We start from the raw sequence: 12,497 nt of genomic DNA on the forward strand, positions 1-12,497 counted from the left end.
GTTCATGGCGCGTCGGACTTCGGCGGAACGGTTCGTCGGGTGCGGCACGGCGCCGCGTTCGGAGAGGTTGACGGTGAGGTTGGCATCATGCGGGAGCCTGCGTGAACCCGCGCTGTCACTCCTTAGTCACGCGCCCGGCCCCGCGTCCAGTTCCAGCCTTGCGCCGCGGGACGGATCGGGGCAACAGCGCGGCATGGAAAGCACACCCCCCTCTGCCCCGAAGCCGACCCCGCAGTTCCTCGGCCGCGACACGCCGCTGCCCGCCTCGCCTGAGGAGGCGGTGCTCGACTACGTGCCCAACCCGCGCGCCGGGCTCACCTATCTGGTGCGCTTCGTCTCGCCGGAGTTCACTTCGCTGTGCCCGGTGACGAACCAGCCCGACTTCGCGCATCTGGTGATCGACTACGTGCCGGGCGAGACGATCGTCGAGAGCAAGAGTCTGAAGCTGTTCCTCGGGTCGTTCCGCAACCACAACGGCTTCCACGAGGATGTCACCGTCGGCATCGGGGTGCGCCTGTTCGAGGAGATGCGCCCGCAATGGCTCCGCATCGGCGGCTACTGGTATCCGCGCGGGGGGATCCCGATCGACGTGTTCTGGCAGTCCGGTGCGCCGCCCGCGGACCTCTGGCTGCCCGACCAGGGCGTGCCGTCCTACCGCGGCCGCGGGTAGGGCAGGGCCTCAGGCGCCCGGCGCGCTCAGTTCGAGCTGGACGAACTTGGGCACGGACTTGTTCGCATCGCGCCACTTGGCGAGCGGGAAGGCCCCCGCGCCGAGCGCAGCCAGCGGGATGCCGGCTTCCGCGAGCGAGTAGGGCGAGATGCGGTGGCGGGTCATGAAGCCGCCGCTGCCGTCGCTGATCAGCGGGGTCTCGAACTTGAGACCCTGACTGTTCTCGGTGGCGTTGACGACCTTGCTGACCACCAGCTGGCCGTGGCCGAGATCGAGCACGACGTCGGTCCCCACCGGCACCCCGGCAAGGCCGGTGATGCGCGCGCCGGTCTTGGAGAGGTTCCTGAGGATCACGTCGTAGTAGTGGTCCTCGTGGATCAGGCCGACCTTGCGGAAGATGGTGATCCGCTCGGCCCGGTGGCGCGGCGGGCCGCTGGGGCGGAACATGCCCGCGCCCTCGGCGAACTGGGCGAGCACCTGCTCCTGGGTGATAGGCTTGGAGAAGATGTAGCCCTGCACGAGGTCGGCGCCGCGCTCCTTGACCAGCGCGAGCTCGTCCATCGCCTCGACGCCCTCGGCGACGGTCTCCATCCCCAGCGCCTTGGCCAGCGCGACGATCGCGGCGATGATCGCGGGGTTGATGTCTCCGTTCTCGGTGCAGCCGCGCACGAAGCTCTGGTCGATCTTGATCTTGTTGAAGTGGCCGTGCTTGAGGTAACCCAGCGAGGAATAGCCGGTGCCGAAATCGTCGAGCGCCAGGCGCACCCCGAGCTTCTTCAGATCGCGGAAGATCGCGTCGACGGTCTCGAGATCGCCCACGAACACGCTCTCGGTGATCTCGAGCTCGAGCCGCTGCGGCGGCAGGCCCGAAGCCTGAAGCGCGGCCGCCACCGCCTTGCGGTAGCCGGGGCGGACGAACTGCTTGGCCGAGACATTGACCGCGACGCGGATCGTTTCGGGCCAGGCCAGCGCGTCGATGCAGGCCTGCTTCAGGGCGGCCTCGCCGATGCGGATGATGAGATCGTCGTTCTCGGCCACCGGGATGAACTGCGCGGGGCTGATGTCGCCCTCTTCCTCGTCGTGCCAGCGCAGCAGCGCCTCGAAGCACTTGACCTCGTTGGTGACCGGATCGACCAGCGGCTGGTAGGCGAGCTTGAGCTCGCCCTTGTCGACGGCATCGCGCAGCCGGTCGCCGAGCATCGCGGTCTTGGACGCCGCGTCGCGCAGCTCGCTGGTGAAGAAGCAGAAGGTGCCGCCGCGGGTCTCCTTGGCGGAATAGAGCGCCATGTCGGCGGCGCGGGTCAGCTCGTCGGCCTCGAGCCCGTCATAGGGCGCGATGGCGATGCCCACCGAGGTGCCGATGATCGCGCGCCGCCCGTTGATCTGATAGGGCTGGGAGACGGATTGGACGATGCGGTTGGCCAGCTCGCCGAGCGCGCCGCGATCATCGAGGTCGGGCAGCAGCACCTGGAATTCGTCGCCGCCGAGCCGGCCGACCTCGCCCGCATCCTTGACGATCGATAGCAGGCGCTGGGCGACCTGCTTGAGCAGCTCGTCGCCTGCCGGGTGGCCCATCGTGTCGTTGACCTGCTTGAAGCGGTCGAGATCGAGCATCATCAGCGCGCAGCTGCGGCGGCTGACGCGGAAGGCGGCGAGCATTGCCGAAAGGCGCTCGCCCAGCTTGCGGCGGTTGGCGAGCCCGGTCAGCTCGTCGACCTGCGATTGCCGCGCCACCTGCGTCTCGTAGGCATATTGCGCCGAGATATCGACCGCGCTGCCGCGATAGCCCTTGAAACCGCCTTCGGCGTCGAGCAGTGGCCGGCCATTCAGGCGCCACCACCGGGTGCTGCCACGCGCATCGCAGACCGCCACGATCTGTTCGTCGAGCTTGGAGCGGGCCTTGAGTTTGAACGACAGGCTGCGCTGGGTGGCGCCACCGGCCTCCTCGTCGATATCGTTGAAGACGCGGACAAGGGGCTTGCCGATCAGGTCCTCGGCGCCGGCACCCAGGTCGGCCAACGCGCGGCTCGAGAGGAAGCTGAGGTTGCCTTCGGCGTCGGTCGCCCAGAACATGCCGATGCCGAGTTCCTCGACTTCGCCAAGCACCACGGCGCGATCGGGCGTGCGGCTGCCCTGCGCCGGTCTCTTGTCGGGCACGGCGTTCCTGGATTCGCGCAGGGTCTTGCGAAAGCCTAGCGGCATAACCTCGTCCTTGCTGGGTCGTCTGTCATGGTTAGGCGACCGTTACGCCGCATAGACCAGACGTGATTGAAAAAGCGTTACGCGGGCTTCCCGCACCCGGGCGCGCGGCAGGCGGAGACGCTGGGGCGTCGAAGGGAGCGGAACCCTTTGCCGGCAAGGGCGTTATCGGCTCGTGGCTCACACCCGGCATTTTGTTTCCCGGGGAAGCTGCAATGTGTAATTTTGCTGCATTACCGCCGGCGTTCGGGATCACGCCCCAGCGAGTTTTGCGGCCGGCCAAAATCGCCGGCTTTTGCGATAACGGGGGATGGCGTCATTTCTGTCGACACTTTGCTGGCAAGCCCGCCCGAGGCGCTGACCAATCCCGTTCGCACCCGCGCCGACTGGGAGGCGATGCGCGCCGCCGCGCTCGCCGATCCGGGCGCGTTCCACGGCGAGATCGCCGGGCGCAACATGCACTGGTTCGTGGCCGAGGCCGGCCAGTCGGGCGCGTGGCTCGCGCGCGGCGAGGATGGCGGCTGGCACGGCTGGGATGCAGCAAGCGGCGCGCCTGTTTCGCCTGACCTGCCTTCCGGCTTCACCCCTTGGCACACCGGCTTCGACGGCTCCAACCCGCCGCACTGGCGCTGGTTCGTGGGCGGGCGCACCAATGCCGCCTTCTCCGAGCTCGACCGCCACGTCCTCGCCGGCCACGGCGATGAGGTCGCGCTGATCTTCGAGGGCGACCGCTGGGACATGTCGGCGCTCGGCGGCAAGGGCGCGCCGATCGACTGCTTCACGGTCACCCGCAAGAAGTTGCTGCTCGAGGTGGCCAAGTGTGCGGTGGCGCTGGAAGCGCTCGGGCTGAAACCGGGCGACCGCATGGCCTTGAACATGCCGAGCATCGTGCCGCAGATCTACTGGACCGAGGCCGCCAAGCGGATGGGCGTGGTCTATACGGCGGTGTTCGGCGGCTTCTCCGACAAGACCCTCTCCGACCGCATCGCCGATACCGGCGCGCGGGTGATCGTCACCTCCGACGGCAGTTACCGCAACGCGCAGGTCGCGGCCTTCAAGAACGCTTATACCGACCCGGCGCTCGACAATTTCGTGCCGGTGACGACCGCGCTCGCTATCCTCGGCGGGCTCGATCTGGGATTGCCCGAGGGCGGGCACGAGACGATCCTCGAGACCGTGCGCGAGGCGCTGGCGGGCGAGATCACGGTCGACCGTTCGGACGTGATGCGCGGCGTGGGCAAGGCGCTGATCGCGCTCGGGGCCGAGGGCCGGATTACCTCCGCCGATGCCGCGCGAGTGCGGATCGCGATCGCCTCGAGCCTCGTCACCCTGCCGCCGCGCGTGGAGGCGGTGATCGTGTGCCGCCACACCCACCAGCCCGATATCATCTGGCGCGAGGAGCGCGACCGCTGGAGCCACGAGCTGACCGACGCGGCGCTGGTGACGGTGCTGGAAAAGGCACGCTCGGCGGGCTTTGCGGTGCAGGCCGAAGCCGACCTGCTGGCGCTGACCGATGCCGATTTCGTCCGCGCGATCTGGGCCTCGTCCAAGCCGCTGCCGGTTGATGCCGACTATCCGATGTTCTTCATTTACACGTCGGGTTCGACCGGCAAGCCCAAGGGGATCGTGCACAGCCACGGCTATGCCGCAGGCGTGGCCGAGACCATGGCGGCGAGCTTCGATGCGCGCCCCGGGGACACGCTGTTCGTGGTCGCCGATCCGGGCTGGATCACCGGGCAGAGCTACCTGATCTGCGCGCCGCTGATGACGCGGGTGACCAGCCTCGTGAGCGAAGGCTCGCCGGTGTTCCCCCACGCGGGCCGCTTCGCCTCGATGATCGAGCGGCACAAGGTGCGCATCTTCAAGGCGGGGGTGACGTTCCTCAAGTCGATCATGTCGGACCCGACGAACCTCGCTGAGGTGGAACGCTACGACATGAGCGGCTTGCGCGTTGCGACCTTCTGCGCCGAGCCTGTCTCGCCTTCCGTGCAGGCTTTCGGGATGGAGCACGTCACACCCCGCTATATCAATAGCTACTGGGCCACCGAGCACGGCGGGATTGCGTGGACGCACATGTTCGCGAATGACGATTTCCCGCTGCGCCCCGATGCTCACGCCTATCCGCTGCCGTGGATCGTGGGCGATGTCTGGGTCGAGGATGACGAGGGCACAGGCGCGCCCGCCCCCTTCGCCCGCGCCGACGAAGGCGGCGTGCCGTGGCGCAAGGCCGATGTGGGCGAGAAGGGCGAGATCGTCATCGCCGCGCCCTATCCCTACCTCGCACGCACGATCTGGGGCGACATCGCGGGCTTCAAGGTCGAAGACGGCAGCGTCAATCCCGCCTGGCGCGGTGATGCCACGCGCTGGGAGGAGGGCTACTGGAAGCGCTGGAAGGGCGCATGGGCCTATACCCAGGGCGACTTCGCGATCCAGCACGCCGACGGTTCCTTCTCGCTGCATGGGCGCTCCGACGACGTCATCAACGTCTCGGGCCACCGCATGGGGACCGAGGAAATCGAGGGCGCGGTGCTGCGCGACAAGGCGCTCGCGCCGGATTCGCCGGTCGGCAATGTGCTGGTGGTCGGCGCCCCGCACCGAGAGAAGGGCCTGACCCCGCTCGCCTTCGTGGTGCCGGTCGCTGGTCGCAAGCTCACCCATGAGGACAAGCGCCGGCTGTTCGATCTTGTGCGCACCGAAAAGGGCGCGGTCGCGGTGCCGGCCGACTTTATCGAGGTCTCGCAGTTCCCCGAGACCCGAAGCGGCAAATACATGCGCCGCATGGTCCGCGCGCTGGTGGTGGGCGAGGATGTCGGCGACGTCACGACCCTGCGCAACCCCGAGGCGCTCGACGAGCTGCGGCGGGTGATCGCGGATTGGCAGCGCAAGCAGCGCATGAGCGACGAACAGGCGCTGTTCGACCGGCACCGCTATTTCCTCGTGCAATACAACACGGTCGCGCCGGGCAAGCAGGTCGCGACCGTCACCGTCACAAATCCGCCGGTGAACGCGCTCAACGAACGCGCGATCGACGAGCTGGTGCTGGTCACCTCCACCCTCGCGCGCGACGATTCCGTGGTGGCGGTCGTGTTCACCGGCGAGGGGACCAGCTCCTTCGTCGCGGGGGCCGACATCCGCCAGATGCTGGAGGAGATCCACACGGTCGAGGAGGCCATGGTCCTCCCCAACAACGCGCACCTCGCCTTCCGCACCATCGAGAGCATGAACAAGCCCTGCGTCGCGGCGGTGCAGGGCGTGGCGCTGGGCGGCGGCATGGAGTTCGCGCTCGCCTGCCACTACCGCATCGCCGAGCCCGTCGCGCGCTTCGGCCAGCCCGAGATCCGGCTGAGGCTGCTCCCCGGCTATGGCGGCACGCAAAGATTGCCGCGCCTGCTCGCCGACCGGCGCGGGAGCGAGGGCCTGCGCGATGCGCTCGACCTGATCCTCGGCGGGCGGAGCATCACGGCGGAGCAGGCCGCCGATATCGGCGTGGTCGACCAGCTGGTGGACGGCGCCGAGGATGCGCTTTCGGCGGCCCACGCGGCGGTGCGCGACTTCGTGAAGAATGGCCCCGGCAGCGCGCTCGGCTTCGCCTTCGCGGAGCGGCAGGCGGCGACGGTGCGCTGGGAAGCGGCGTCCGACATATCGCTGGACGCGGTGCTGGAGGACGATTTCCTCCAGCGCATCCTCCGGCAGCTCGAATGGGCGGGCCGCGACGTCGCGGGCGCGCGGGCGCTGGACGCGGTGCGCACCGGCCTCGAACACGGTATCACGCAAGGCACGCAGCGCGAGGCGCGGCTGTTCTCGGAAGCCATCGTCGACCCCGAGGGCGGCAAGACCGGCATCCGCCAGTTCATGGACAAGGTCGCGCCCCCGCTCCCGGTGCGGCGCGACGGGGTGTGGATCGATTCCGAGCACGAGATGCGCGCAAAGGCGCTCGAGGCGGCAGGCGATCTGCTCCCGGTAGGCGCACCGTTCTATCCCGGCGTGACCCCGATCCCGCGTCACCAATACGCCTTCGGCATCGCCCGCGATCCCGACACCGGCCAGCCCCGCTTCGGCCCGCCCGCGAGCCACGAAAAGGAGCTGATCGTCAAGACGCCCGAGCCCGCGCCCAACGAGGCGCTGCTCTACATGCTGACGAGCGAGGTCAACTTCAACGATATCTGGGCGCTGACCGGCATTCCGGTTTCGCCCTTCGATGCGCACGAGGAGGACGTGCAGATCACGGGCTCCGGCGGCATCGCGCTGGTCGCGGCCTTGGGGTCCGAGACGCGCGCGCAGGGGCGGATCAAGGTCGGCGATCTGGTGACGGTCTATTCGGGGACGAACGACCTGCTCTCGCCGCTGGTCGGCAATGATCCGATGTATGCGGATTTCTCGATCCAAGGCTACGAGACCGAGACGGGCAGCCACGCGCAGTTCCTGACCGTCCAGGCCCCGCAGATGCACAAGGTGCCGCCCGACCTGACGCTGGAGCAGGCGGGGAGCTATGTGCTCAACCTCGGCACCATTGCGCGCTGCCTGTTCACCACCTTGCAGATCGCGCCGGGGCGGACCTTGTTCGTCGAGGGCGCGGCAACGGGGACGGGGCTCGATGCGCTCCGGTCTTCGGTGCGCACGGGGTTGCAGGTGACGGGGCTGGTGTCTTCCGAGGAACGCGCGGCGTTCATCACGCAGGTGCAGGGCGCGGTCGGGGCGATCAACCGCAAGGACCCCGCGCTCGCCAGCCTTTTCACCGTGGTGCCCGAGGACAAGGCCGAGGCGATCCAGTGGGAGGCAGCTGGCGCACCGCTGGTCGAGGAATACAAGGCATTGAACGGCGGCAAGCTCGCCGACTATGTCGTCAGCCACGCGGGCGAGACGGCCTTCCCGCGCTCCTTCCAGCTGCTCGCCGAAGGGGGCACGCTCGCCTTCTACGGCGCCTCGTCCGGCTACCACTTCAGCTTCATGGGCAAGCCCGGAACGGCCAGCCCCGAAGAGATGCTCCGCCGCGCGGCGCTGCGCGGGGGCGAGGCGGTGCTGATCTTCTACGGGCCGGGCTCCTCTGAATTGCTCGACGAAACCGGCCTTGAAATGATCGAAGCCGCGCGGCGCTTCAACGCCCGCTCGGTGATCGCCACCACCACCGACGGGCAGCGCGAATTCCTGCAATCGCTGGGGCTGGAGGATGCGATCGAGGGCATCGTCTCCCTCGAGAGCATCCGCCGCCGCGAGGGCGCCAATTTCCACTGGCCCGACACCATGCCGCGCCTGCCCGATGCCAAGGTCGATATCGAGGTCTTCAAGGCGGCGGTGCGCGATTATCAGGACCGGGTGATGAAGCCCTTCGGCTCGGCCGTGGGCAAGATCCTGCGCTCGCCCGACAACCCGCGCGGCAGCCCCGATCTGGTGTTCGAGCGGGCGGGGCAGGACACGCTCGGCATCTCGACCTCGCTGGTGAAGCCCTTCACCGGGCGGGTGATCTTCGCCGAAGACCTGACCGGCTGCCGCTTCACCTTCTACGCGCCGCAGGTCTGGACCCGCCAGCGGCGCATCTACATGCCCACCGCGCAGATCTTCGGCACGCACCTGTGCAACGCCTACGAGGTCGCGCGGATGAACGACATGATCGCGGCGGGGCTGCTCGAAGTGACCGAGCCCGAGGTGGTGCCGTGGGACGGGCTGCCGGAAGCGCATCAGGCGATGTGGGACAACCGGCACACAGGCTCCACCTATGTGGTCAACCATGCGCTCCCCGAATTAGGCCTCAGGAGCCGCGACGCGCTGCTCGAGGCGTGGGCTGCGCAGAGTGCCACATCTGCAACTTCCGGGGAACCGGAAGCCTAGCCCGCGCATTGCGGGTTTTGAAACGTTCGAAGCTCTCCTCCCCAGGGTTTGAACGAATTGAAAAGCGAAGCGCGGCTTCGCTGTAATTCTGTGAGGAGAGAGTCATGGCCAAGTTGAAAGCCGTTGCCGCTGCGCCTGCTCTGCAAGGCGATATCCCGGGCCGCCTCGCGGGCAAGATCGCGGTCGTCACTGGTGCCGCCGGCAATCTCGGCGGGCATATCGTCACGCACTACCTTGCCGAAGGCGCAACCGTGGTGATGACGGGCCGCACCCCCGACCGCACCAAGGCTGCGGCCGAAGCGCTCCTGAAGGCGACTGGGGCGGACCCGGCGCGGCTCGCCACGGTAGCGCTTGATGGTGGTGATATCGCCTCGGTCCGCGCCGCCATCGCCGAGGTGGTGAAGCAGTTCGGACGCATCGACATTCTGGTGAACAACGCTGGCAGCGCCGGACCCAAGCAGCCGATCGAAAACCTGCCCTTGTCGGGGGAAGAACTCGCCGCGCTCCAGAAGACCGGCTCGACCGACAGTGAAACCGTGGCCGACGCGCTGCGCAACATTTTCGGTGTCGCGTGGAATGTCGCTCGCGTAGCGGCCGAGCACATCCCCGAGGGCGGCTCGATCATCAACGTCTCGACGATCTTCAGCCGCACGCCCTATTACGCGCGCGCGGCTTACGTCGTCCCCAAGGCGGCGATGAATGCGTGGAGCCGTGAACTCAGCCTTGAGCTCGGCCCCAAGGGCATCCGCGTCAACCTCGTCTACCCCGGCCCGATCGAGAGCGAGCGCATCCGCAATGTCTTCGCCGCGATGGACAAGGCGCGCGGGGACGAGGGCGGCACCACTGCGACGCAGTTCTTCGACATGATGAGCCTGGAGCGCGCAACAGGCGGGAACGCAAAGGCCAAGACCTTCCCCACCCCGACCGATATCGCCACCACCTGTGTGTTCCTCGGTTCGGACGAGAGCGCGGCCTATAACGGCCACGATTTCGAGGTCACCCACGGGATGAGCGTCCGAAAGGAGCAGCGCTCGACATACCTCTCTCGCCCGACCATGCGCTCGATGGACGGCACCGGCCTTGCCGTGCTGATCGCGGCGGGGGACGACTGGGAAGAGGCGCTCGAAATCGCGCAGGTGCAGCTCGCCTGCGGGGCCGAGGTCGTGCTCGGCCTGCCGCGCGCAGCCGACGTTGCCATCGCCGAAAAGCGCTGTGCGGCGCTGGGGCTGGGGGACAAGCTCAGCATCATCCGCTTCAGCCGCAAGGATCCCGCGGGGATGGAAACCGCGCTGGAGGACTACACCGCCAAGGGCACACCCATCAGCGGCGCGCTGTTCCTCCCTGCTCTGGGCGCTGGCGAGCTTTCGGGCGCGATCACTGCCGCCGAAGATGGCGTGGTCGAGGCGCTGATGGATGGCGAACTCGCGGGCAACATGGCGCTCGCGCGCACGATGAGCCGCTACTGGAAACGCCACGACAACCTGCTGCAGCCGCCGCGCTTCGTCTTCGTCAGCCACAAGAGCGACGGCAAGGGCGACATCTACGGCCACATCCTGCGCGCCGCGACCGAACAGCTGATCCGCATCTGGCGCGACGAATCCGAGATCGACACCGCCCATGGCCGCCGCCGCCAGGCCGAGTGGGGCAACCAGATCGTCCGCTTCACTAACACCGAAGCCGAGAACATCCGCTTCACCGCGGGCCACGCCGCGCGCATCCTTCTGAAGGAAAGCAAGCTCGGCGAGATCACGCTCTACGTCCCCGCGAACATCGGCGAGGCTACGGGCGCGCGCAAGGCCATGCCGGGCTTCTCCGAGAACATCACCGGGCTGCATCTCGGCAAGGTCGCGCTGATTACCGGCGGCTCGGCCGGGATCGGCGGGCAGGTCGCGCGCCTGCTGGCGCTCGCGGGCGGCAAGGTGATGATGGTCGCCCGGCGCGAGAGCGAACTGGCGGTTGCGCGGGCCAAGATCGTCTCAGAGCTGGAGGACATCGGCTTTGCCGGGGTCGAGCGGCGGGTGCAGACGCTTGCCAATGTCGATGTCAGCAATTTCGAGAGCCTCAAGGGCGCGGTCGATGCGACGCTGAAGGCCTTCGGGCGGATCGACTACCTCATCAACAACGCCGGGGTCGCGGGCGCGGAGGACATGGTCGTCGACATGACGGTCGATGCCTGGAACTACACGCTCGATGCGAACCTCGTGTCGAACTACTTTCTGATGCACCACGTCGCGCCGCTGATGAAGGCGCAAGGATCGGGCTACATCCTCAATGTCTCGTCCTATTTCGGCGGCGAGAAATATCTCGCGGTCGCTTACCCCAACCGCGCCGACTACGCCGTGTCCAAGGCCGGGCAGCGCGCGATGGTGGAATCGATGGCGCGCTATCTCGGGCCCGAGGTGCAGTTCAACGCCATCGCCCCGGGCCCGGTCGACGGCGACCGCCTCTCGGGCACCGGCGGCAAGCCCGGCCTGTTCGAGCGGCGGGGCAAGCTGATCCTCGCAAACAAGCGCCTCAACGCCGTCCACGCCGCCGCGATCAAGGCGATCCGGCGCGGGGTGCGGGTCGAGGCGGTGCTGGCGCGGCTCGCGCGCAACGACACCGTCAAGATGAGCCACGACACCAACAACCCGCGCGAGCTGCGCGAGCTGGCGCTGGCCTGCGCGCGCGAGGGGGACGGGACCTGCACCTGGGACCAGTATCTCCTCACGCCGCAGATCGCGGCCGCGCTGATCGGGCGGCTGCGGCAGGCGGGGCTGTTCCTCGACGCGCCCGAATGGTCGGAGCGCCCGCCTGCCGAGGATGGCGACTGGCTGCTGCGCGTTCCTCCCGAGGATGCGCCCTTCCTCCCCGCCGACAAGATCGCGGTGGAAGCGAACAAGGTCGGCACCGGGGTCCTTTCGAAACTCTATCTCGGCAAGATGCCGACCGAGCATGACGTGGCGCAGGCGACGGTGTTCTTCCTCGCCGACCGCGCAGTCAGCGGCGAGACCTTCATGCCCTCGGGCGGCCTCAGCGTCGAACGCTCGACCACCGAGCGCGAGCTGTTCGGTTCGCCCAAGCAGGAACGCCTCGACCAGATGCGTGGGCGCACGGTGTGGATCATCGGCGAGCACCTCGCCGATTACCTCGCCGAGACCGCGCGCGCCTTCATCGAGGATTGCCACGTCGCCAACGTCGTGGTCATCACCCGCACGGCGGAGGCCTTCGAAGCGATCAAGGCGCAGCTGGAGCCGGAGACGGCCGAGGCGCTGACTTCGCTGGTCAAGACCGCCGACATCGAAGCCGCGATGGACGAGGCGCTGCTCGCGTGGGGGCGGCCGACCACGATCCTCTCGACCCCGATGTCGGCGCTGCCGGGCAAGCTGTTCGCGACCGACGATCCGCTCAGCCCCGAGGAGTTCCGCACCGTGGTGGCCGACAACCTCACCCACCACTTCCGCGTCAGCCGCCGCGCCTCGCTCTATGACGATTGCCAGCTGGTCCTGACGAGCCCGGACGTGGCGATGGGCGACAAGTCCCCGGCCTTTGCGCTCGCCAACTTCATCAAGACCACGCTCCATGCCTTCACCGCGACGCTCGCCGTGGAGAACGAGCGGCTGGTCCACGATGTGCCGGTCAACCAGATCAACCTCACCCGCCGGGTGCAATCGGAAGAGCCGCGCGATCTCGACGAGCACTTGGAAGAGGTGCGCCGTTTCGCCCGCGCGGTGCTGCTGGTCGGCGCGCCGCTGCCCGATGCCGAGGACTCGCGCTATCGCGCGCGGATCTATCGCGGCATGTCGATGACGGTGTGAGGCGG

4 protein-coding genes are annotated in these 12,497 nt (G+C 68.0%); 3 read left to right on the top strand and 1 reads right to left on the bottom strand.

What is annotated here, in order from left to right:
- The first annotated feature begins 193 nt into the window (after positions 1 to 193).
- On the top strand, positions 194 to 670 hold the full coding sequence (gene queF / locus AX708_RS14500; RefSeq protein WP_066533162.1) for a preQ(1) synthase: 477 nt from the start codon (positions 194 to 196) through the stop codon (positions 668 to 670).
- Positions 671 to 679: 9 nt separating this feature from the next.
- On the opposite strand, the gene AX708_RS14505 is transcribed toward queF, so the two are convergent.
- Entirely contained in the window at positions 680 to 2,872 is a 2,193-nt protein-coding gene (locus tag AX708_RS14505; protein ID WP_082745736.1) for a bifunctional diguanylate cyclase/phosphodiesterase, read from the bottom strand.
- Between the two features lie 330 nt (positions 2,873 to 3,202).
- Here AX708_RS14505 and AX708_RS14510 point away from each other — a divergent pair, with 330 nt between their 5' ends.
- Both AX708_RS14510 and AX708_RS14515 read left to right on the top strand, forming a co-directional pair.
- Positions 3,203 to 8,695: an AMP-binding protein gene (locus AX708_RS14510; protein ID WP_304438864.1), complete on the top strand. Its 5,493-nt coding sequence runs from the start codon at positions 3,203 to 3,205 to the stop codon at positions 8,693 to 8,695.
- A 104-nt stretch (positions 8,696 to 8,799) separates the two neighbouring features.
- Positions 8,800 to 12,492, top strand: a complete 3,693-nt coding sequence (locus AX708_RS14515) for an SDR family NAD(P)-dependent oxidoreductase (protein ID WP_066533166.1) — start codon at positions 8,800 to 8,802, stop codon at positions 12,490 to 12,492.
- Positions 12,493 to 12,497: the final 5 nt, after the last annotated feature.

This window comes from Erythrobacter sp. CCH5-A1 (assembly GCF_001557115.1).
Lineage (GTDB): Bacteria > Pseudomonadota > Alphaproteobacteria > Sphingomonadales > Sphingomonadaceae > Erythrobacter.

Excerpts from the sequence above, each read along its gene's own strand:
- queF (WP_066533162.1), top strand. The coding sequence starts at position 194 with ATGGAAAGCACACCCCCCTCTGCCCCGAAGCCGACCCCGCAGTTCCTC.
- AX708_RS14505 (WP_082745736.1), bottom strand. The coding sequence starts at position 2,872 with ATGCCGCTAGGCTTTCGCAAGACCCTGCGCGAATCCAGGAACGCCGTG.
- AX708_RS14515 (WP_066533166.1), top strand. The coding sequence starts at position 8,800 with ATGGCCAAGTTGAAAGCCGTTGCCGCTGCGCCTGCTCTGCAAGGCGAT.